Annotated in this window: 19 protein-coding genes, 2 tRNA genes and 1 other RNA gene; 7 read left to right on the forward strand and 15 right to left on the reverse strand. The window is 56.7% G+C overall.

The window, feature by feature from the left end; translation table 11 throughout:
• Positions 1-8: 8 nt before the first annotated feature.
• Entirely contained in the window at positions 9-983 is a 975-nt protein-coding gene (locus HUV30_RS12940; RefSeq protein ID WP_174405848.1) for a tyrosine-type recombinase/integrase, read from the reverse strand.
• A gap of 416 nt (positions 984-1,399) precedes the next feature.
• Between HUV30_RS12940 and HUV30_RS12945 the strand changes: the two genes are divergently transcribed.
• The 4 genes from HUV30_RS12945 (at position 1,400) to ispD (ending at position 5,034) form a co-directional block, all read left to right on the forward strand.
• Positions 1,400-2,401 carry a Nif3-like dinuclear metal center hexameric protein gene (locus HUV30_RS12945; protein WP_174405849.1) on the forward strand — a complete coding sequence of 334 codons (1,002 nt, stop codon included), beginning with the start codon at positions 1,400-1,402 and terminating at the stop codon, positions 2,399-2,401.
• A gap of 59 nt (positions 2,402-2,460) precedes the next feature.
• Positions 2,461-3,243: a zinc ribbon domain-containing protein gene (locus HUV30_RS12950; RefSeq protein ID WP_174405850.1), complete on the forward strand. Its 783-nt coding sequence runs from the start codon at positions 2,461-2,463 to the stop codon at positions 3,241-3,243.
• An 8-nt stretch (positions 3,244-3,251) separates the two neighbouring features.
• Positions 3,252-3,613: RNase P RNA component class A (gene rnpB / locus HUV30_RS12955), an RNA gene on the forward strand.
• A gap of 227 nt (positions 3,614-3,840) precedes the next feature.
• Positions 3,841-5,034 (forward strand): 2-C-methyl-D-erythritol 4-phosphate cytidylyltransferase, encoded by a 1,194-nt coding sequence (gene ispD / locus HUV30_RS12960; protein ID WP_174405851.1) that lies wholly within the window; start codon positions 3,841-3,843, stop codon positions 5,032-5,034.
• A 280-nt stretch (positions 5,035-5,314) separates the two neighbouring features.
• On the opposite strand, the gene HUV30_RS12965 is transcribed toward ispD, so the two are convergent.
• The 4 genes from HUV30_RS12965 to HUV30_RS12980 form a co-directional block, all read right to left on the reverse strand.
• Positions 5,315-5,662: a cytoplasmic protein gene (locus tag HUV30_RS12965; RefSeq protein WP_174405852.1), complete on the reverse strand. Its 348-nt coding sequence runs from the start codon at positions 5,660-5,662 to the stop codon at positions 5,315-5,317.
• Positions 5,663-5,710: 48 nt separating this feature from the next.
• On the reverse strand, positions 5,711-6,565 hold the full coding sequence (locus tag HUV30_RS12970) for a 2-oxoacid:ferredoxin oxidoreductase subunit beta (protein WP_174405853.1): 855 nt from the start codon (positions 6,563-6,565) through the stop codon (positions 5,711-5,713).
• 14 nt (positions 6,566-6,579) lie between these two features.
• Positions 6,580-8,265 (reverse strand): 2-oxoacid:acceptor oxidoreductase subunit alpha, encoded by a 1,686-nt coding sequence (locus tag HUV30_RS12975; RefSeq protein ID WP_174405854.1) that lies wholly within the window; start codon positions 8,263-8,265, stop codon positions 6,580-6,582.
• Positions 8,266-8,394: 129 nt separating this feature from the next.
• Entirely contained in the window at positions 8,395-8,904 is a 510-nt protein-coding gene (locus HUV30_RS12980; protein ID WP_174405855.1) for a ferritin, read from the reverse strand.
• 261 nt (positions 8,905-9,165) lie between these two features.
• On the opposite strand from HUV30_RS12980, the gene HUV30_RS12985 reads away from it, so the two are divergent.
• A complete protein-coding gene (locus HUV30_RS12985) occupies positions 9,166-9,375 on the forward strand; it encodes a dual CXXC motif small (seleno)protein (RefSeq protein WP_174405856.1) in 210 nt (69 codons plus the stop codon).
• Between the two features lie 75 nt (positions 9,376-9,450).
• Here HUV30_RS12985 and HUV30_RS12990 read toward each other — a convergent pair whose 3' ends face one another.
• On the reverse strand, positions 9,451-10,125 hold the full coding sequence (locus HUV30_RS12990; RefSeq protein WP_174406195.1) for a phosphoadenosine phosphosulfate reductase family protein: 675 nt from the start codon (positions 10,123-10,125) through the stop codon (positions 9,451-9,453).
• A 629-nt stretch (positions 10,126-10,754) separates the two neighbouring features.
• On the opposite strand from HUV30_RS12990, the gene HUV30_RS12995 reads away from it, so the two are divergent.
• Together HUV30_RS12995 and HUV30_RS13000 are read left to right on the forward strand one after the other, a co-directional pair.
• Positions 10,755-10,831: transfer RNA gene (locus tag HUV30_RS12995), tRNA-Arg, on the forward strand.
• A 52-nt stretch (positions 10,832-10,883) separates the two neighbouring features.
• Positions 10,884-10,960 (forward strand) — tRNA-Arg (locus HUV30_RS13000).
• Positions 10,961-11,222: 262 nt separating this feature from the next.
• On the opposite strand, the gene HUV30_RS13005 is transcribed toward HUV30_RS13000, so the two are convergent.
• The 9 genes from HUV30_RS13005 to HUV30_RS13045 form a co-directional block, all read right to left on the reverse strand.
• Complete coding sequence (locus HUV30_RS13005; protein ID WP_174405857.1) at positions 11,223-11,684, reverse strand: hypothetical protein; 462 nt, start codon at positions 11,682-11,684, stop codon at positions 11,223-11,225.
• Positions 11,685-11,839: 155 nt separating this feature from the next.
• Entirely contained in the window at positions 11,840-12,823 is a 984-nt protein-coding gene (gene glpX, locus HUV30_RS13010) for a class II fructose-bisphosphatase (RefSeq protein ID WP_174405858.1), read from the reverse strand.
• 291 nt (positions 12,824-13,114) lie between these two features.
• A complete protein-coding gene (locus HUV30_RS13015; protein WP_174405859.1) occupies positions 13,115-13,699 on the reverse strand; it encodes an OmpH family outer membrane protein in 585 nt (194 codons plus the stop codon).
• 136 nt (positions 13,700-13,835) lie between these two features.
• On the reverse strand, positions 13,836-15,017 hold the full coding sequence (locus HUV30_RS13020; RefSeq protein ID WP_243452173.1) for a murein transglycosylase domain-containing protein: 1,182 nt from the start codon (positions 15,015-15,017) through the stop codon (positions 13,836-13,838).
• A gap of 71 nt (positions 15,018-15,088) precedes the next feature.
• Entirely contained in the window at positions 15,089-16,858 is a 1,770-nt protein-coding gene (locus tag HUV30_RS13025) for a SpoIID/LytB domain-containing protein (protein ID WP_174405860.1), read from the reverse strand.
• Between the two features lie 258 nt (positions 16,859-17,116).
• Entirely contained in the window at positions 17,117-18,040 is a 924-nt protein-coding gene (gene miaA, locus HUV30_RS13030; protein ID WP_174405861.1) for a tRNA (adenosine(37)-N6)-dimethylallyltransferase MiaA, read from the reverse strand.
• A gap of 9 nt (positions 18,041-18,049) precedes the next feature.
• On the reverse strand, positions 18,050-18,562 hold the full coding sequence (coaD, locus tag HUV30_RS13035) for a pantetheine-phosphate adenylyltransferase (protein ID WP_174405862.1): 513 nt from the start codon (positions 18,560-18,562) through the stop codon (positions 18,050-18,052).
• Positions 18,538-19,110, reverse strand: coding sequence for a 16S rRNA (guanine(966)-N(2))-methyltransferase RsmD (rsmD, locus tag HUV30_RS13040; protein ID WP_174405863.1), 573 nt, complete (start codon positions 19,108-19,110; stop codon positions 18,538-18,540). Before rsmD ends, coaD begins: the two co-directional genes overlap by 25 nt.
• Before the next feature lie 15 nt (positions 19,111-19,125).
• Positions 19,126-20,733 (reverse strand): MBL fold metallo-hydrolase RNA specificity domain-containing protein, encoded by a 1,608-nt coding sequence (locus HUV30_RS13045; RefSeq protein WP_174405864.1) that lies wholly within the window; start codon positions 20,731-20,733, stop codon positions 19,126-19,128.
• Positions 20,734-20,826: the final 93 nt, after the last annotated feature.

The raw sequence follows: 20,826 nt of genomic DNA on the forward strand, positions 1-20,826 counted from the left end.
CCTACAGCCTAGTTCAGCATGTTCAGCAACCGCGCGGCGTCTTTGCGCTTGTCCGGCGCAAGCTTGGCATAGCGCTCGGTCATTTTTATGGTGCTGTGGCCCATCAGCTCCTGCACAGCTTTTATGGCCGCACCTTCACTTATGAGCCATGAAGCAAAGGTATGCCGCAAGGTGTGGAACACCACCTTGTCCCGGGCATCCTCTATGCCATAGTTCAGCCCCAGATCAGCCACAGCCCTCTCAAAGGTATCGGGGACCTCGGCCCGCTGGCCGCCATGGCGTGCCGGAAAAACCCATTGTCCCGGCACCGGCTGTATGGCTTCCATCATTCTCCGCACCCGTTCGCTCATATACGCCACACGGCTTACCCCGCTCTTGGGGTCAACAATATGGATAATACCCTCGTTCATGTTCACGTTCTCACCACGAAGCGCAAATATCTCTCCCGCTCTCATGCCGGTATGCAGGCTCAACAGGGCAATCCTCGCCGTATCCACACTGCGGCAGCAAAGTTCATCCAGCAGCATGGCTGCTTCCTGCTGCGTCAAAAAGCGCGTGCGGTCATTGTCCACAGAAGGCATAACAACGCCCTCAACGGGAGAAGGCCCCAGATACTCGCCCCACGTCCGCATCATATTATATACCGTCTTGATGATGCCGATGTAATGGCGGATCGTCGCAGGCCGGGCCACATCGTGCAGGCCGGTCACAAACTCCTGCAGCTTGCGGGTGGAAATCTGGCTTAAGTACATATGCCCGAACGCAGGTGATACCACAGCCGAATACATGGACCGCACCCGCCGCTCAGAATCCGTGGCCGCAAGATGGCTGGAACAGTACATTTCAAACGCCTGGTCTAAGGTCAGCTTCTGTGTCCTGGTGACAACTCCACCCTGCCGCAACTCGCGCAGCCGGTCATCTCGCACCTGCTTTGCATAGCCAGCCGTAACCCCTTCAGATTTCCAGCCGACCTTTTCAAACACTTTCCTTGACCCAACCTTGTATGTTATGTCATAGCACACGTCCGCTCGGCCTTGATGTTTACGTGATGAAGACTCACGAAAATACACGCCGGGGAATCTAGTTCTTTCGCGTTTCGCTGCTCCCATTTTGCTACCCTCTCTGCTACCCAAAAACGGATTTATCCGCAAAACAGAGATACTCTTAGCAAATAGCAAAACAGCAGAAAAGCCCGAAATTACTGAGTTAGCTAACAACTGGAAAATGCAGAAAGGTCGCCCTCTGCCCGCTCATAACCGGCAGGTCGCAGGTTCAAATCCTGCTGGGCCCACCATTTTTTGCTCATCGGCACAGCACAGGCTGTGTGCACGATGCAAACGGAACACAGGTGCTTTCATCGGATTTGTTCGCGGAAGCGCCTGTTTTTTTAAGGCAGACCATGAAAGCGCAGGAACTCATTGCCGCCATAGAGCAAACCGCCATTCCCGCAGGGGCAGCCTCGTGGGACAAGTGCGGCGTACAGGTGGCAGGCAGACGACATTCCGTGCGCTCTGTGGCTGTCGCGCTGGACCCCACTCTGGATACGGTGGAACGAGCCCTTGCGCTTGGGGTGGATTTCATCCTCACCCACCACCCGCTTTCCATGAAGCCCCGCTTTCTCGACTCCATTGACGATCATTACCGCACCGTGGCGGCGCTCATAGAAAGCAAGGTCTGGCTCTACAGTGCCCATACGACGCTGGATGCCAATCCGGAAGGACCGGTAAGCTGGCTGGCAGACGAGCTTGCGCTTGAAGAACGCAAACTCGTTGAACCCACCCGCCTCTTCGAGATAGAGTCCTTTGCCTTTACCGCGCCTGCCGCGTTCGACATGCAGCTTCTCACGGCATGGGCAGCGGAAGAAGGGGTGGAGAACGCCATCAGAAACGGCGACCTGATACGTGTGACCTGCCTGCAGGACAAGGCTTCCGCTCTGCGGGCCCGCATTGCCAACGAGCTTGGCGAAGTACCGGTTTTTCTCGCCTGCCCAACGCAAAAGCCTGCAGCTCTGCTCGGGTTCGGTTGTATCGGCACCCTGCCGGAACCGATGACCTACGACAGGTTCTGTGATACGCTTGCCAACGTGGTGGAACGTGATTATTGGGTCACCAGCGGCCATGTGCCCGGTACTGTTTCTACAGTGGCCTACTGCACCGGTTCCGGCAGCAGCCTCGCTGACACCGCTTTCCGCATGGGAGCGGATGTCTTCATCACCGGCGATGTGAAGTATCACAGCGCTCTTGATGCCATTGGCTGCCTGATAGACGTGGGGCATTTCAGCCTTGAAGAAGAGATGATGCGGCGCTTTGCCATGCAGCTCGGCGAATCGCTGCCTGACCTACAGATATTTTACCTGCCCGCGCAGGACCCCATGCGCCTTGCCGTAACAGGCGCACGTTAAACGATATTTTACCCCTGCCCCGGTACGGCCGGAAGGGTTACTGTTCAGGAGGAAAAACCTTGAGCCTGTATCTGAAACAGATCGAACAGCTTGTAGCCCTGCAGAGGGTCGACGATGAAATTCTCGTAATTGCGCGCGAACTTCAGGATGCCCCCAGCGAAGTCAAAGGCCTGCAGGAACGTTTCAATGTTCTCGACGAACAGCGCAACCGCATCCTCGAAAAGATCGAGCACCTCAAGGAGCAGGAAAAGCGCCTTGGCGGTGAAATCGAAAACGACGCCCTCAAGGTGAAGAAGAGCAAGTCCAAGCTCATGCTCGTGGGTAACACCAAAGAATACCACGCCATGATGCGCGAAATGGACAACCTTGAAAAGGTTAACCGTCTGCGTGAAGAAGAAAAGATAGCTCTTGCAGAAGAACTGGCCCGCCAGCAGAGCAGTCTGCAGGAACTGGACGAAAGCTACCTTTCCCTCAAGAGCGAGCTGGAAGTAAAGCAGGCCAGCCTGCAGGAACGCATCGACGAAGCCAACAAGGTTATTGCCCAGCTCAACCGGAAGCGCGCCACCGCCTGTCAGGAAGTGCCCGCTCCCATCCTGAGCCGTTACGAATTCATCCGTGAGCGCCTGGACAACCCCGTCATCGTTTCCGTTGACACCGGTGTCTGCAACGGTTGCCACATTGCCATTCCGCCCCAGAGCTTCATCGAACTGCAGAAGGGTCACCAGATTCTGAGCTGCCCCAACTGCCAGCGTCTCATCTACTGGTGCGAACACTTCAGCGAATGTCCTGCTCCTACTCCGGCTCCGGCCGCGAAGGAAATGGTATTCGGCGAAGATCAGTAATCATTTTCGGAGTTGGACGGGTTATCGCTGCGGACCTCACGGTCCGGAGAGGAAAGTCCGGGCTCCGCAGGGCAGAGCGCTGGGTAACCCCCAGGAAGAGTGATCTTCGGAAAGTGCCACAGAAAGCAAACCGCCACAGGCTCGCCTGTGGTAAGGGTGAAACGGTGGGGTAAGAGCCCACCAGATGCCGCGGTGACGCGGTATGCTAGGTAAACCCCGTTCGGAGCAAGACCAAATAGGGAAGCATTTAAGGTCGGCCCGGCCGCTGCTTCCGGGTAGGTTGCTTGAGGTTATGGGTAACCATAATCCTAGACGAATGATAACCCCCCTGCAAAGGGGACAAAACCCGGCTTACAGTCCGACTCCTTTGGATTTGAAAGGGCGCCTCGAGCGCCCTTTTTTCTTGTTACTGCTACGCGCAGGGGCGCAGTACGGTTGCGACAGTTGCACACCGGCCAGATACCTTTACGGATTTCCGGCTGCCACTGCGCACTCCGGAAGCCGGTGCAGGCCAGACCTGCATCAATGCCGGTCACGCTGACACCTTGTGCACACCGTTCGCCCGCGTGTCTATCGAGGAATATATCGAGGAATATTATGAAGTGCTGGTCCATCATCCTTGCGGCAGGCAGCGGCAGCCGACTTGCCCCCGCTGCAGGCGGCAAAAAGAAACAGTTCATCGAATGGAAGGGAGCTCCCCTCTTCTGGCATTCGGCCGTTGTGCTTTCGCGCGTTGCCCGTATGCAGGGCGTGGTATTCGTCTTTCCTGAAGAAGATCTCGAATTTGCCAGAGAACAACTGGCTTCGCTGGATAAATTCCGTTGCCTCGGCATGCCGTGGTTTGCCGTGGCAGGGGGAAAACGCAGGCAGGATTCCGTGTATAACGGCATTGCCGCCCTTCCCCGCGAATGCCAGACCGTGCTCGTGCATGATGCGGCCCGTCCCTTCATGACTCCCGCCCTTGTGAACCGGCTGCTTGATGCGCTGAAAGACGGCGCGCAAGGCGTTATTCCTGCAATCGCAGTTACCGATACCATCAAGGTGGTAGATGACGGCATTGTCACCGGCACGCCGGAACGCGCCACCCTGCGGGCAGTTCAGACGCCGCAGGGCTTCATTCGCTCTGTCCTGCAGCAGGCACACGAGACATGCCGCGCAGAAGACTGGCAGGTAACCGACGACGCCTCCGTACTGGAACAGGCCGGAATTCCCGTTGCCATAGTGGAAGGCGAACCCGCCAACATCAAGATCACCCACCCGGAGGATCTTTCCATGCTCGAAAGCCAGACCAATACCGCCCCTGCCATGGTTCCCGTTGTAGGATGGGGGTATGACGTGCACCGCTTCGGCGCAGGCCGGCCCATGAAACTGGGCGGAGTTCCCATTCCCGGCGGCCCTGAAGTTGTGGCGCATTCCGATGGCGATGTCCTGCTGCATGCCCTGACGGACGCCCTGCTCGGCTGCATCGGCGGCGGAGATATCGGCGAGCATTTCCCCGACACCTCGGCCGAGTTCGACAACATATCCAGCGGCATTCTGCTGAACGAAGTGGCGGACAAGGCAGCACTGGCAGGACTTGTCATCACCAACGTGGATGTCACGGTCATTACGCAGATTCCCAAGCTCGCGCCGTGGAAGGAACACATCAAGAAGAATATCTGCCGCCTGCTCAAACTTGAGCCTATACAGGTCAACGTGAAGGCCACCACGGAAGAAAAGCTTGGCTTCACCGGTGAGAAAAAGGGCATCAAGGCGGTTGCCGCTGTTTCGGCGCTTCGGCCGGGCATCTGATCCCTCTTGCACGCCGAAGGCTATCCAATCAAAAGAACTTTGCAGACTGCTGACAAAGTCATTTCTGTTTTTTTGGCTCCGCCGGGCAGGAACCTAACGTTCCTGCACCTCGTATAAGCGATGAAAATCCGTTTTTGGACCTCAGTTCCGGCTTAATGGGAATACGGTTTTACTGAATACGAGGGTTTGGCATTAACCTGAAAAGGCCGGAAGCTCGCGCTTCCGGCCTTTGTTCATTCATAAAGAGTCAGTAACCGGCAGAATCAGTAGCCGGCAGGGATCAGAAAGTTACGACCTCATACCCTGCATCCATGTACTGGCTCATAGATGGATGCCCGTGCATGTCGCCGATAAGCGGAATGCCCTCGGCTTCAATGGCCTTGTCCACATTCTGCTTCACAGAGCAGGCGTGGCAGGCCCCCACAAACAGTCCGGCATCCTTTGCCTGAGCGTAGAGCTTGTGCATGAAGTGATGCCTGTCCGCTATAGCGGGAAGGACTGAACAGGCAGCCCCCTCCACCACGATCTTCACTCCATAGCCCTTCTCGTGCATGTCCAGAGCGTTCAGCAGAACGTGCACAAAACACATCACCTCGCCCGTGAAGGGAAACAGCGCAATTTTCTTCATGATGCACTCCCTAACGACCGACAGTTCCGCCGATCGTAGATCAGCAGATCAGATGTATGACTTCATGATGTCTTCAAGCACTGCCTTATCAACGGGCTGCTTGCCGAGCGCCCCATTCTTGCAAACGGCAGCACGCTCATCCAAAGCCTTGCGCTCCTCGTTGCGCCACAGAATGCCGATGGGAATACGCTCGCCGAATTCGTTGGCCTTGGCCATGGCGGCATCCCAGTTGGTGGGGTCATACTCGGGGCCGACTTCGTAACAGCGCTGCTTGTACCATCCGAAGGTATTCACCTTATTGAAGGAGATGCAGGGCGAGAAGATATCAACCATGGCAAAACCGGGATAGCGGATAGCGGCCTGAATCATTTCCACGAGATGCGGAACATTCCCCGAAAAGGCACGGGCTACAAATCCGGCCCGCATGGCCACAGCCACGGCAATGGGGTTAAACGGCGCGTTGGTTACGCCATCCGGCTGTGACTTGGTCACATGCCCTTCGGTCGTGGTGGGGCTGGCCTGCCCCTTGGTGAGGCCATAAATCTGGTTATCATGCGCAAGCAGAGTGATATTCACGTTCCTGCGGATGGCCGCAAGGAAGTGGTTGCCACCTTCGCCATAGTTGCAGCCGTCGCCGCTTTCCGCAATGACGGTAAGCTCGGGGTTGGCCAGCTTGACCGCCTGTGCGGGCGGCAGGCCTCTGCCGTGCAGTCCGTTGAAGCCGTTCAGCGTAATGTAATGCGGGGCCTTGGCGGCCTGCCCGATGCCGGAAACATGCGCCACCTGATGCGGCGCAAGGTCCAGCTCTGCAAGAGCCTGCTTCAGCGCCTTGAGAACGTCGTGGTTGCCGCAGCCGGGACACCATGAGGTGTGGTAATCGCCATAAATACTGATATCAAGCATGGGAACCTCTCAGGCTATTCGGCCAGCTTGCCGATGATGTAGGAAGCGGTGAACGGACGACCATCGTACCGGAGCAGTGTCCTGTGCGGCTTGAAACCGGTCTCCTGCCGCAGCAGTCTGGCAAACTGAGCCGTTCTGTTGCCTTCCACGCAGACAACATCAGAAACGGATTCCAGCAGCGGCATGAACTGCTCTGGTGCAAGCGGCCACAGCTGCGAGAAGCTCAGCACGCCCACACGGCGTCCCTGTCCGTTCAGCATATCGGCGGCTTCGCGGGCCGCACCTTCTGTTGATCCCCAGCAAAGGAGCAGCGTTTCGGGCTTGTCCGCCCCGAAGAATTTGGGAGCAACCACCTCGGTACGCATGCCTTCTTCCTTGATCATGCGCTTGTCGTTCATGGCGATACGCGTATTGATATCTTCGGTAATGTGCCCGTCTTCCGTATGCTCGTGGCAGTCGGCAAGCACGATGGACTTGCCGTAGCCCGGAATGCGGCGGGGAGAAATGCCATCCTTGGTCAGCGCATACCGCTTGTAGGATTCAGCACCCGTGTCGGAAAGGTCCGGACCTGCCACAGGCGGCAGTGCACCGAGGTCAAAAGGTTCCACGCCCATGTACCTGTCGGCGAGTTCCTGATCGGTGAGCACGAATACGGGAGACTGGTACTTTTCCGATACATCGAAGGCCTTGTGGGTAAGATGGAAGCATTCCTCTATGGTACCGGGAGCAAAGATAACACGGGGAAACTCCCCATGCCCGGCATACAGAACCAGATTCAGGTCTGCCTGCTCCGTGCGCGTGGGCAGGCCCGTTGCAGGGCCGGGGCGCTGGGCCACAACAATCACCACGGGCTGTTCCATGACACCGGCAAGGCTTACGGCCTCTGTCATAAGGGCAAACCCGCCGCCCGAGGTGGGCACCAACGTAGGAGCACCGGCATATGATGCACCAAGCCCCATGTTCAGGGCAGCGATTTCATCTTCCACCTGCTCCACAAACACGCCCATCTTGCGGCCGTGGGTAATAAGACTCTGCGCCACGGATGTTGCCGGCGTCATGGGGTAGAACGAGCAGAACTTCACCCCTGCTGCCAGAGCACCCAAGGCAATGGATTCATTGCCGTTGATGAACATGCGGGGCTGTTTCTGCCCGGCAGGAACCAGCTTTTCACAGGCCCCACCGTGGGTCTGGCCCCATGCGTATGCATCATCCAGAACCTGCAGGTTCTGGCCCACAACGGCTTCACCCTTCTTGCCGAAGTTGTCGTGCACAAGCTGGGTGGCGAAATCCTTGGACAGGCCGAGTGCACTGCACAGAATGCCCAGTGCTGCCACGTTCTGATACACCGCCTTGGGTGCCAGCGAAGAGAACGGCACGCGCAGTGCGGGCACGTCTTCAGGGTCAAGGGCTTCATCAAGGATGAGCATGCCGCCCTGCGCCATGGCAGCCTTATGCAGCCCCACGGTTTCCTGATTCAGAGCCACAAGAATGTCTATGGCTTCTGTCGGACCGGTAAGAGGCCGCACGCCTGTACGGATGTTATAGGTATTATGTCCGCCACGCACGCGCGACATGTAATCCTGCGTAACCAGCACTTCGTATCCCGCCCGGAGCAGGCCCTTGCTCAACATCTGCCCGACCGTGACGAGGCCCTGACCGGCCGCCCCGCCTATGACAATATGCTTGCTCTGAATACTCACAGTGATGAGACTCCCTTGAAACGGTAACCGGCTTGCTGCTCCCTGCATGGGAACGGCTGCCTCGCTTCGATTATCTGCCATGCATGAAAAACGGGCGCCACGCTGTATCGCGGCGCCCGGCCATCATCATTATTTCACCACAGGGGGGGTAAACACGCGGGTGCCAAGCTCGGTGTTCAGCATGAGCATGCCCTGCCCTTCACCATTAATCATGCGCAGCTTGCCGAGAATATCCTTCACGGAATCCTCTTCTTCAACCTGTTCGGAGATGAACCACTGCAGGAAGATGGAGGTGGCGTGATCGCGCTCATCCAGCGCAAGGTTGGCAAGATTATTGATGCGCGCCGTGACATGCTGCTCGTGCTTGAGAGTTTCTTCAAACGTATCGATGGTATTCTTCCATTCGTGCTGGGGGGCATCAATGGGCTGCAGCATCACACGCCCACCGCGCTCGGTGATGTAATCATAAAAGCGCATGGCGTGAAAAAGCTCTTCCTGCGCCTGCGCGCGCATCCACTGAGCAAAACCGGCCATGCCGAGATCGGCAAAATAGGCTGACATGGAAAGATACAGATAGCTGGAATACATTTCCCACTTAACCTGATCATTAAGTGCCTTGTTCATCGCATCGCTGAGCATATGTTTCTCCTTGAAGTTCCGTTTGTGTACTGTGTCACCCTATACAGCGGCATCATTACAGTTTCCCTCCTGCCGGAGCGCCTGTCATGGTCAGACCGCTGTCGAGAATCAGGTAACAACACTACACGATGGAAAGGAATATGCAAGAAAAACCATGCTCAAGGAGCGGTTGCCCATAGGAACGATATCCTGTATGCCCTCCCCATCGGACCGAAGGCGCATACTGTGCCGCGACCCGGAAGACCATTTACGGAGTACTCTATGTGGGGAAGCTCTCGCTGGGCACGCAGCGCCCAGACCACCATACCATGCAAGCATTGCGGCAATCCGCTTACCGTGGTGCGCAGCTGTCAGGTGGTGTATATGCAGTGCGAGCACTGCAAGAAGAAAGGCGAACTCAACGACTACATCGCCCAGATGGACGATGCGCTTGAAGAATTCATGGAAGGCGTATACTGCGACCGGGTCTGATGCCCGCAACGCACACGGTGCGCCATTCTCACCGCTACAAACACAAAGGCCGCCCGAGGGCGGCCTTATCCGTTTCTAAAAGTAGCCCAGACTACGCAGGGCATCCAGCCGGGATTCCTTGTCAGGGTCTCTGCCCGCACGCTCGCTCCCGTCCAGCACCTTGCGGGTGCAGGGGACACAGCCGAGCGAACGGTATCCTTCCGTATACAGGGAACAATACGGCAGCTGTTCCTGCATGATGTAGGCCCATACATCCACCTCGGTGAATTCGAGCAGAGGATGCACCATCAGGCAGTCGGGTTTTTCCCGACGCTCACAATGGGGTCTGTCGCGGTCGGGATGCTCATCGCGGCGTATGCCGGTCAGCAGGGCTTCCACTCCCATCTCGTTAACAGCTCGTGCCAAAGGCTCCACTTTCAGAGCGGCACAACACGCCACCTTATCCTGAGCTACAGGAAAAGTGTCCATATCCACAGCCGGACGGGCGATGGTGAGGTCGATGTCCCATGACAACGCCATCTGATCACGGAATGCCATCACCTCAACAAATTTTACGCCGGTATCCAGATTAAGGGCTCTCACACGGGTCAGCCCCATGGCCCTCATCACCTGCCGCCACAGATGCAGCAACACCGTGGAATCCTTGCCGCCGGTCCAGGCAACAGCCACACTTTCCGGTCCGAACTCCAATGCTGTTTCCTCGAGCAGATCCTTTGCCCGCCGTACCTTTTCCTCAAGAGTCATATCCATCACGTTTACACTTGCCCCCGACTCCGTCGGGAAGCATCCTTATACTATATCAGTCATACAACCGGCCGGAGCAATCTCCTGCCGACAAAAGTTCACCATTCATCAGATGCACAGGAACACCAAGTCCTGCGAAAACGGTATGTGTTTACTGGCATACACGGACAGATGCAAGCCGCATGCGCAGGAAATCAGCCTTTTCCTGCCCCGCAGGCGCGCTCACGCCCCGGAACCGGCAAGAATCTCATTGTGTCCCCAAAGCTGCTTACGAAATAATTACGCTTCCGCAACAGGTATTATCTAATTTTTTCCAACGTCTAATCACGCCCGAAACCGGAAACGACTTCACGCACCGGCGGGCCGCCTCAGAAAGAGCGCACCTTGATGGCCGCTGCGCCCGCCCAAGCCCATCACGCATTAAAATTCTATAATATTGGAGTGTTACTGCAAAAAACACACCCTTATAGACTCTGCGAAACGCCGTTCAGGCCCTCTTTTGCGATTTTTCGGGGAAGCTAACGGATAGCCTGCCGTTACAAATATGATTTTTTTTCGAAAAAGTGTTTGACAGTTCGGGAACTCCCCCTTATATCCTTCCCTCGTTGGCGCGGCAAAGACGCGACAACAAATGCGGGGCTGTAGCTCAGTTGGATAGAGTACCTGGCTACGAACCAGTTGGTCGGAGGTTCGAATCCTTCCAGCCCCGCCACTTAATCCCCTCGGGGAACATCGCTTACGCGAAAGACAATTGAATTTTTTACGGGGCTGTAGCTCAGTTGGATAGAGTACCTGGCTACGAACCAGTTGGTCGGAGGTTCGAATCCTTCCAGCCCCGCCATTTTGAGACCCCCGCCGAGAAATCGGCGGGGGTCACTTTTTTGTGTCCTCTATTCATCTGCACAGGGCACTTCTGCCCTCTCCTTTCGCTTTGACCCGCCCCAAAAAACCGGGGCTGGCCAAGCCTATGCCAGCCCTGTGTTCGTCCTATCAAGTTTAGGCCCGACGCCATTTCTCATCTCGGCTATCCCCCTATATCTCGTATCCAAACAAAAACCCCGCCTTGTACCGGCGGGGTTATGTGCATCTTGCGATCGTTCTGGCTAGTTAGTCTTCTTTACCTTTGCGCTCAGTGCGTCCATCAACGGCTCCTGATACTGCCTGACCAGATTCATTTCGTAATCGTTTATATACGGCATGTCAGGCGGGCGGTTAGCTCCGCTCAACTTGTCACCGTGCAGCACGAGCGCAATGGCCGCGGAACAATGCGTCATGGTGTAGAAAAAGCGCTCAGGGGTCCAGCTTTTCCCCTCAAACCACTTTGCGACAGTGTCGTCCCACACGAACGAGGGATTACCGTCCTTATCCACCACAGGGCGAGCAGCCTGCGCATTCAGCTTGCTGTCATACATCCACTGTTTGAATCCGGGAAAATCCTTGATGAACTGCTCCACCTCAGCATTGGTCATGGGGGGCTGCTCATGAAACGACTTTGCCAGTACCTGCGTCTGCACAAGCAGAACGGCCATAAACGCCAGAATGAAAATACGGGAAAGAGTACGCATGATGCCTCCCATGCTTGTGAACCGTAATAATGTGACAGAACAGGAGAATATGCACTGCAGACATGATAAGGCAATGAAATTTGTAAAAAAAGGCCGGCCCCGAAGGGCCGGCCGCAACTCACTGAAAAATCGGAACAGATCAGAACAGGTCGAAACTAGTCGTACTTTACCGAGCTGATCTTCATCAGACGGTTGAAATTGTGGATGGCTTCCATGTAGCGGATGGAGCCGGTCTTCCCACGGATGACCATTGAGTGGGTAACGGCACCGTCGCCGGTGTACTGCACACCGCGCAGGAAGGTACCGCCGGAGATGCCGGTGGCAGCGAAGAGTACGTCGTCACTTTTGATCAGGGTATCCACGGTGTGGATCTCGCGCAGGTCTATGCCTGCTTCCTGAATGGCTTCTTTCTCCACATAGGACTGGGGATCAAGACGGGCGAAGATCTGGCCGCCGATGCCCTTGATAGCACATGCAGCAAGAACACCTTCGGGAGTGCCGCCGGTGCCCATCATCACGTCCACTTCGGAACGGGGATCTACTGCCATAAGCGCACCAGCCACGTCACCGTCGGTGTGCAGCTGAATGCGTGCACCGGCGTCGCGGATCTGGGTAATGAGCTTTTCGTGGCGGGGCTTGTCCAGAACGAATACGACGAGGTCATCAACGTCCTTGCCAAGCGCCTTTGCGATATTGACCAGGTTTTCTTTGACCGGAGCGTCAATATCGACCGCGTTGCGTGCTGCCGGAGGCACGACAAGCTTCTGCATGTAGAAGCTGGGACCGGGATTGTACATGGTTCCCGCAGGCGCGGTACCCACAACGGAGATAGCGTTGGGACGACCATAGGCAAGCAGCTTGGTGCCTTCTACGGGGTCAATGGCAACGTCAACGGCAGGGCCATTGCCGGTGCCCACTTTCTCACCGTTGTGCAGCATGGGGGCGTTGTCTTTTTCGCCCTCGCCGATGATGATGGTTCCCTTGATATTCAAAGATTTGAAGCACAGACGCATGGCATCGACCGCAGCGCCGTCGCCTGCATCGTTATTACCCTTGCCAAGCCAGCGGGCAGAGGCCAGCGCGGCGGCTTCCGTGACTCGTACGAGATCCAGGGCAAGGTTCTTTTCCGGGGCTTCCATCAGTATTCCTCCAGCGTGAAAAGCGGTTTCGGGTCACTCGAAACGTTCGAATGGTATGCATAATATGAAAAAAACGAAACAATGAAAAGGATCACAATGATCATTTTCGACAAGTCTGCGCAAAATTCGCAGGGATATCTTTCATACCCCGAGATATCCCTGCGAGCCGCGAAATGTACCTCAGGGCTTGTCCGTCTTCAAGACAAAAGAGTGACAGCGGGGTGAAAGGATATAAAAAAACCCGCCCCCTGGACAGGAGGCGGGTTACCAGCTTTCAGCAACCGGAAGGAACTAGTCCTTCTTGGTCTCAGCGGCAGGCTTTTCAGCGGCCTTTTCGGCAGCCTTCTCTTCGGCCTTCACTTCTGCAGGTGCTGCTTCAGGAGCGGCTTCGGCAGGAGCCTTCTCAGCTTCGTAGGTCACGGTCACCTTGTCCATGGCGGCAATGATGTCCTTGGTGATGTCGGAAGCCTGTCCAAAGGAAATGACCTGCTCCGCGGGCAGGATAACTTCCAGCTTCTTCTCGTCACGGTAGGTGTCGAGGGTCTTCTTGAAAGCATCGTTGAGCTTGCCGATAACCATCTGCTGCTCAGCATTCATGCGCTGCTGGATTTCACCAAGAGCGCGCTGCATCTTGAGCATGGATTCCTGAGACTTGTCCTTTTCGGCTTCGGCCTGCAGGGTTCTGAACTCTTCCTGCGCGGCGGCGCTGATCTTTTCAAGGTAGGCTACACCGGCCTTGCCGGGAGCGGATTCCTGAAAGACCTTGCCGGCATCAACAACAGCGACCTTGGGAGCAGCCTTTTCGGCCCCGTTACAGCCGCCCAGCATCAGCACGGCAGAAAGCAGCAGCACGACAGACAAAGTCAATTTTTTCATACTATCTCCAAATGTTGCATATTACACCGCCTTCCGGCGGCCAGTTTCTCTATCAACAGGCACCGTTTTGAAACGGCACGAAAGTGCATCCATAAACCACCGTGCAGATATACACAATAGCTTGCGGCAAGACTAGCTACTGAAGCCCGACAAATTCCTTGCGGGCGTTGACCACCTTCCACAGATACCGCCGGGTTTCCATGTACGGCAACGACCGTGTGAGCTTGTCGTACACAGCCTGCGGTGACATGCCGTTGATGATATTCGCCGCCTTGCCCCTGTCTGCATGGAAGGTGCGCAGCACATTGCCCGCCCCGCCGTTATAGCCCGCAATAACGCAATATTCACGGGAAACAGGATGACGGATGGCTCCGAGATATCGGGTATTGAGCAGGTGCAGATATACGGCACCATACTGGATATTATTCTCCGGCTGATACAGCAGCTCGGATGAGGGATAGCCCTCGCTCCCGTTCAGGAAGGTGAAGACATCATGCCCCGCTGTCTTGGGAACTATCTGCATAAGCCCGTAGGCAGGCACATGGCTCACAGCCCACGGGTTGAAATCGCTTTCAGTCTTGATAACCGCATAGACAAGGTTGGAACTCACCCCGTACTTGCGGGAATATTTGTCCACGTGCACCTTGTACTTGAGCGCACGTATGTGGCCATGATCCGCAACCATGGGAATTCCCACGGAATGCACAGTGCGCCATTTGCCCCCCACCTGCGTCTGCCGCATGGTGCCCCTGCGCTTGATGAGCAGGTCGGCAAAGCGCTCGGTGCGCCATGCATACCGCAACGTCTGCCCGTCATAGTCACGAACTTCACCCAGCAGAAAAGGCGTTTCCCCCAGCTTCACCTCACCGGAGGTCCACAGGTCCAGCCCGCGCGGGTCATTCGGCGTAAGCAGCGTGGTGACAATGGCATTCTTCAGACTGACCAGCGGCTTTTCCGTATCCACGGTTTCAACGGTGATAAGCCCCTTGTCAAAGTCCACAAGCGCACGGCTTTTGTAGTTCTGGGTATATTTGACGTAGGTTTTGGGTTCCGGCTCACGAACTTCCTTGTCGCCCCATTCGCCGCCAACGGCCTTGCGGAAAACTTCTATCCGCTGGGCAAACCGCTTGAGGTCCGCTTCAAGCTGCTTGGGGTTCAGCGCATAGCGGGTTCCCTTTTCCGCAGCCCACACGCCTGCACCCTGAACATCGCCCGTGGCAATCAGCCTTCCGGCACGAACAGCCTCCGAAGCAGTACAACCAGTCATCATTCCGGCGAGCAGCACGCCGCCCATCATCAATACATCCCGACGATTCATCTATCCATCCGAAAGGTTTGTCACGCCTAATGCGCCGTTAAGTGCGCCGTTCCGCTTGTCATGCTGTATCCCTAATACGCACGCACCAGCCGCGTATCAGGGTAATAATGTTCCAGAATCTGCTCACATGAAGCACCGCCTAGGGCCATGCCCTGCGCGCCCCATTGGCTCATGCCCACACCATGCCCGTAGCCTGCGCCCGATATGGCAAGGGAGCTCCCCTGCCATTCCAGATCGCAGAGTGTGGACCGCATGCGCTCTGCCCCCAGCATGAGCCGGAAGGCATTGCCCTTCATCTCCACAATGCGTCCGGATGATGCACCGTCCAAAGAAGATTTGGGCAAAGGAGATTCGGACGGCGGGACAGAACGCCTGTCAGTTTCAACAACCACCGTTCCTATTCTGCCGGATGCCGTGCGCTGCCCGATACGGACACTCGTGACACCGGCAATGCTGAACCCGTACTCGCGCAGCCTTGCGGCAATTTCTTCGCCCGTGAGGGAGAAACGCCAGCGCATATCGCGCGTGCGGTTCGAAATTTCATCATGCTGCACCCGATAATAGGGCATGTCCGCCGTCCAGACCTGCCGGTCATCTTCCAGCATGCCGCCGCTGTGCGCATGAAAATAGCTTAATACCACCCTTCCATCAAACTGCAGCACCCTGCCCCTGGTGGAACTAACGGCCGCGCGGGTTTTCGCCGTGCCTGCATCCATGCCGCCATAGACCTGAAAGCCGGTGTCCGCCGCAACGTCATAGGCTTTACCCGCAGAGCGCATTGTCAGGTACAGCGCGTAGGAGCGCGCCGCAACAGCCTGCGCCTGCAACGCGGCAGAGGAAAAAGAGGCTGGCATTTCTGCAGGTACAACTCCTTGCAGGTACTCTTCCATACGCAGATGGTTCACCGCAACCACCTGATCCCCTTCCGCCAGCAGCAGGAAGGTGCCGCCATACACCGCAGGCGAGGCATCAAACGCCATGCGCTGCCCGGCGGGAATGGTCAGCGTCACGCTTTTCCCCATGGTACGGCCGCCCAGAACAAGGCTGCTCCCGCGGACATAGCATCTGTTTTCACCGGCCGGAAGCACCAGACCGCCCTGCCGTGCATTCGAGGCCTGCTCCCGAATCTGGACATTCACCGTAGATGATGACCGGAAGACAAGATCGGATGCACGCGCAACCGCCACCCTGACAACCGGCTCCTTCCCTGAAAACTGAGGTGTACTCCCACGTTCAGTACCCTGCGTGAAGCCGGATTCGGAAGCCATCCTGTCCAGCATGAACAGCGCTGTCTCCCTGCGGGATGCGTGGGGGTAACGCAGAAGATAGGTCCTGAACGTCTCGCGCGCCTCGTCAACACGCCCCTGCTCATAGAGAATCATGCCCGCATTGAAATAGCCGTTTTCCAGCACCGGCAGGGCCGGATGCACCTTCATGGCTGCGCCGTAAGCGGCAAGGGCCTCATCAGGCTGATCGAGAAAAAGGGAGTAGACGTCGCCCATACGGACAAGGGCTTCCGCACGGTCTTCGGGACGGGGGCTGTATGTCCGGACCATATTCCAGACATCAACACATTCAAGCAGTTCGCCGGAATCCAGCAGGCGGGTTGCCCGCGCCTTGAGGGGGGCGGGATCGAATGAATAGGCGTACGCCAAAGAAGGAATATACAGCAGGACAGTCAACAGAACGAGCGGTAGAGCGAACGGCAGAACGAGCGACAGGATGTATGGCAAAAACGGCGGCAGATTGCGCGCTCTAGCACAGAGCCTGTTCTGATAGATGATCTGACGGATGCTCTGGTAGATATTCTGACAGATGGTCTGACAGATGTTCTGTGACATGCTCAGAAACATGTCCCGAAACATGTTCCGAGACATATTGGGGGACAGGTTACGATGCCGGCAGAAAGAAGGTCGGCCTATCAGCGTGCAGCCGCCATGCGGGACACCGGAACAGGCACGCCCGTCCTTTTGCCGCTCAACCGGTTGTCGCACAGCCGAATCAGCCATTGCCGCTCCTTTGCCGCTTCCCAACTCAGCATTCCGCCGCAGCCGGAAACGGATGACGCCAACGCGTCTGCAGGTCTGTCTGCAGGCCCCCTACCCGTGTTGCTCCAGAAACTGTTCCACCAATGTATCCATTGCGGCAAAATCCAGAGCCCCCACCCAGTGGATTGCCTCATCCCGCCGGAACCACGTCAGCTGCCGCTTGGCATAGGCCCGCGTATTCTTCAGCCAGAGGGCGCGGCACTCTTCCAGCGACAGTTCGCCGGTCAGGTGCCGGTATACCTCTGCGCAGCCGATCCCGGACCACCCCGGTGCTTCGGGATTATCACAATGCCTGCGGGCCTCGCGGGCCTCTTCCAGCGCACCGAGCTGCAGCATGATGTCTATGCGCCTGCCAAGCAACGGGGCCAGTTCATCCAGCGTGGTCTGAATGCCCAACCGCAAACCCGCATAGGGAGTAGGCTCCATGGGCTGCGCATGCCACCAGCTGAAGGTTTTTCCCGTACCTTCATACACCTCAAGGGCTCGGCATATGCGCTGCCTGTCGTTGGGGTGAATCTTCGCCGCATAGTCCGGATCAATGCCTGCCAATCTTGCGTGCAGAACCTCGGGTCCGTGCCGGTCGCATTCACGCTCAAAGCGGACCATGAGTTCCGGGTCCACCTGCGGAATGGCGGCAAGCCCCTCAAGCAACGCCTTAAGATACAGGCCGGTGCCACCCACCAGCAGGGGAAGACGGCCTTCGGCGCGGGTCTGCTCTATGGCCTCTGCGGCCATGTCCATGAAACGGCCTGCGGAAATCTTCTCTTCCGTTGCCAGAAAGCCGTACCCCCTGTGGGGGCAGCGCGACTGTTCTTCGGCAGAGGGCTGGGCCGTGATGATGGGAAAATCGCGGTAGACCTGACGTGAGTCGAGATTGACGACGCTGCCGGCAAAACGCTCAGCCAGATGCAACGAAGCCGCGGTCTTGCCGGCCCCGGTGGGGCCGACAAGACATATGACGGGAATTTGTGTCATTGTGATGAATTACATGTTCAACGGGTAGGGATACCCGTATTTCTCGCGCAGCTTGCGATATACGTTGTCCGGCACCAGCCCCTTTATGTCTCCGCCGAGCTTGGCCGCAGCCTTGACGATGGTGGAGCTGATGTAGAGCCACTGGTAGTCGGTCATCAGAAACACGGTCTGTATGTGGCGCTTGAGCTTGCGGTTCATGAGCGCGAGCTGGAATTCGTATTCGAAATCCGAAACAGCCCGCAGCCCGCGCAGAATGACACAGGCTCCGCGACGCTCCACATAGTCCACCAGCAGGCCGGAAAAAGGTTCCACGACGATGTCGTCATGGTCCTTGAATACCTCTTCCGCCATGGCCACCCGCTCGGTAATGGAGAACAGCGGCGACTTGGGGGTATCGTTGGCCACGGCCACGATCACCTTGTCGAAGATATGGCGGCCACGCTTGATGAGACTGACGTGTCCGTTGGTCAGCGGATCGAAGGTGCCGGGATAGACGGCTATCCGTTCTCCCTTGTGGTCCATAGCAAAATCCTTGTCTGCCCGTAGGCCCTGTTGGCGATGAGTTCCAGATCGGGGTGTTCGGTTTCCGGCGGCAGGGGGAGCTTGGACTCCACCTCGGCGCAAATGAAGCCGCCTTCGGCCAGCCAGCCGAAACGAAGCACGGCCGTGAGCGCCGGTGTCAGGAAGTTGAAACCGTATGGCGGGTCGATGAAAATGAGATCGAAAGGCTCGGACGCCCGTTTGCTCACCACATTCTTCATGTCTTCGGCAAACACGCGATACCGGTCGGGCGCAACGCCCAGTTTGACGGCGTTTTCCGTAATCAGCGCCGCCGCCTTCTTGTTCATTTCCACAAACCAGCCTTCTTGCGCCCCGCGGCTGAGAGCCTCGAAGGTCAGAGCGCCGCTGCCCGCAAAAAGATCCAGTACGCGCACGTCAGGCCAGTACAGGCCGCGCGACTCCAGCATGGAGAACACTGCCTGCCGCACTTTGGACGTGGCAGGCCGGTATCCCGGTCCCTCTGTGGTCTTGAGGCTTCTGCCTCCGTATTCACCAGCAATGATTCGCATGTATTCGTAAGTCCGCTATACCTGAGACAAAAAGCTCAGGATTTCGCTGTTCAGTTCCACAAGGCGGTCGCGTATTTCGACCTGTTCCATCCAATCCTTTTCCTCGACCTTTTCAAGACGCTTGCGCAGCTGCGCCATCTTGGACTCGGTTTCGCCGATAAGGAACAACCAATCCACTCTCGGCTGGGCCCGCTGCGAATCCACAATGGTTTCGACAATCTTGCCGGGCTTGAGCATAAGCTCTTCAAGGTACTCGGGAATGTTCACGGACACGCCGAACTGTTCCTTCAACAGCCCTGCAAGGGTCCGTTGCGACATTTCTTCGCCGTGTACCAGAAAAACTTCCATCTCCGGACGGGCAATGGACTTGACCCAATCCAGAATCTGGCTCTGACCGGCATGACCCGAGAATCCGCCGATGGTAAACACTTTTGCGCGAATGGCAACATCTTCGCCGAACAGGCGCACGGTCTGCGCTCCGTCCACGATCTTGCGGCCCGGGGTGCCCTGTCCCTGATAGCCCACGAACACGATGGAGGCGCCATCCTTCCAAATATTATGCCGCAGGTGGTGCTTTACACGTCCTGCGTTGCACATGCCGCTTGCGGAGATGATGATCGCGGGACCATCCATGGTGTTAAGAGCGGTGGATTCATGCGTCTTCAGCGTAAAGCGCAGGTTGGGCAGATCAAGCGGGTCTTCGCCGGACTCGATGATCTTGCGCAACTCGTCATCCATATACTTGGGATGTTTTCTGAAAATTTCCGTTGCGCGAATGGCCAGCGGGCTGTCCAGATATATGGGCATATCCTTGGGCAGCTTGCCTTCCTTATCCAGCAGGTACAGCGTGTAGAGCACTTCCTGCGTGCGTTCCACGGCAAAGGCGGGAATAATGACCTTTTCACCATGCCCGTAGCTGTAGGCAATGGCTTCGGCCAGTTCCACGCGGCTGGTGCCGCTGTCCTTGTGGTTACGGTCGCCGTAGGTGGATTCGAGGAACAGGTAATCGGCAATGCCGGGTTCATCGGGATCATTCACCATCAGCTGGTTGGGACGCCCAAGGTCGCCGGAGAAAACCATGCGGGTGCTGTCGCCGTTTTCTTTCACCTGCACTTCAAGGAAGGCAGAGCCGAGAATATGACCGGCATCGCGGTAGGTTACTCTCACACCGGGACATGGTTCAAACGGCTGGTTGTATTCAACCGTTTCAAAAAATCTGGAAACACGGGCCGCATCATCCTGCGTATACAGAGGTTCCACGGGCTTCTTGCCCTTGCGGCTCTGCTTTTTGGTGGCCCACTCGGCTTCCATTTCCTGAATGTGGGCGCTGTCCTGCAGCATTATTTCCAGCAGGTCCCGCGTGGGTTCCGTGCAATATATCTTTCCCTTGAAGCCCATGCGGGCCATGCGGGGGAGCAGACCGGTATGATCGATATGTGCGTGCGTAACAAGAAAGAAGTCTATCCGTGCAGGTTCGTATATATCGGTATCAACGTTGCGTTTTTCAATTTCCTTGTTGCCCTGATGCATACCGCAGTCGATGGCAAAGCGCTTGTCGTCCGTTTCTATCATGTAGCAGGAGCCGGTTACGGTTTGCGCAGCTCCGAGAAACTGTATCTTCATGCACAACTCACTGTAGTAGGTTAGACTCAAGAAGTACGCCGACGTCACAAATGGACATCACTATGGCCGCAGAAGCCGCCAAGCGCAAGTAAT

Source organism: Desulfovibrio subterraneus (genome assembly GCF_013340285.1).
GTDB lineage: Bacteria > Desulfobacterota > Desulfovibrionia > Desulfovibrionales > Desulfovibrionaceae > Halodesulfovibrio > Halodesulfovibrio subterraneus.

Excerpts from the sequence above, each read along its gene's own strand:
- HUV30_RS12945 (WP_174405849.1), top strand. The coding sequence starts at position 1,400 with ATGAAAGCGCAGGAACTCATTGCCGCCATAGAGCAAACCGCCATTCCC.
- ispD (WP_174405851.1), top strand. The coding sequence starts at position 3,841 with ATGAAGTGCTGGTCCATCATCCTTGCGGCAGGCAGCGGCAGCCGACTT.
- HUV30_RS12965 (WP_174405852.1), bottom strand. The coding sequence starts at position 5,662 with ATGAAGAAAATTGCGCTGTTTCCCTTCACGGGCGAGGTGATGTGTTTT.
- HUV30_RS12970 (WP_174405853.1), bottom strand. The coding sequence starts at position 6,565 with ATGCTTGATATCAGTATTTATGGCGATTACCACACCTCATGGTGTCCC.
- HUV30_RS12980 (WP_174405855.1), bottom strand. The coding sequence starts at position 8,904 with ATGCTCAGCGATGCGATGAACAAGGCACTTAATGATCAGGTTAAGTGG.
- HUV30_RS12985 (WP_174405856.1), top strand. The coding sequence starts at position 9,166 with ATGTGGGGAAGCTCTCGCTGGGCACGCAGCGCCCAGACCACCATACCA.
- HUV30_RS12990 (WP_174406195.1), bottom strand. The coding sequence starts at position 10,125 with ATGGATATGACTCTTGAGGAAAAGGTACGGCGGGCAAAGGATCTGCTC.
- HUV30_RS13005 (WP_174405857.1), bottom strand. The coding sequence starts at position 11,684 with ATGCGTACTCTTTCCCGTATTTTCATTCTGGCGTTTATGGCCGTTCTG.
- glpX (WP_174405858.1), bottom strand. The coding sequence starts at position 12,823 with ATGGAAGCCCCGGAAAAGAACCTTGCCCTGGATCTCGTACGAGTCACG.
- HUV30_RS13015 (WP_174405859.1), bottom strand. The coding sequence starts at position 13,699 with ATGAAAAAATTGACTTTGTCTGTCGTGCTGCTGCTTTCTGCCGTGCTG.
- HUV30_RS13020 (WP_243452173.1), bottom strand. The coding sequence starts at position 15,017 with ATGAATCGTCGGGATGTATTGATGATGGGCGGCGTGCTGCTCGCCGGA.
- HUV30_RS13025 (WP_174405860.1), bottom strand. The coding sequence starts at position 16,858 with ATGTCACAGAACATCTGTCAGACCATCTGTCAGAATATCTACCAGAGC.
- miaA (WP_174405861.1), bottom strand. The coding sequence starts at position 18,040 with ATGACACAAATTCCCGTCATATGTCTTGTCGGCCCCACCGGGGCCGGC.
- coaD (WP_174405862.1), bottom strand. The coding sequence starts at position 18,562 with ATGGACCACAAGGGAGAACGGATAGCCGTCTATCCCGGCACCTTCGAT.
- rsmD (WP_174405863.1), bottom strand. The coding sequence starts at position 19,110 with ATGCGAATCATTGCTGGTGAATACGGAGGCAGAAGCCTCAAGACCACA.
- HUV30_RS13045 (WP_174405864.1), bottom strand. The coding sequence starts at position 20,733 with ATGAAGATACAGTTTCTCGGAGCTGCGCAAACCGTAACCGGCTCCTGC.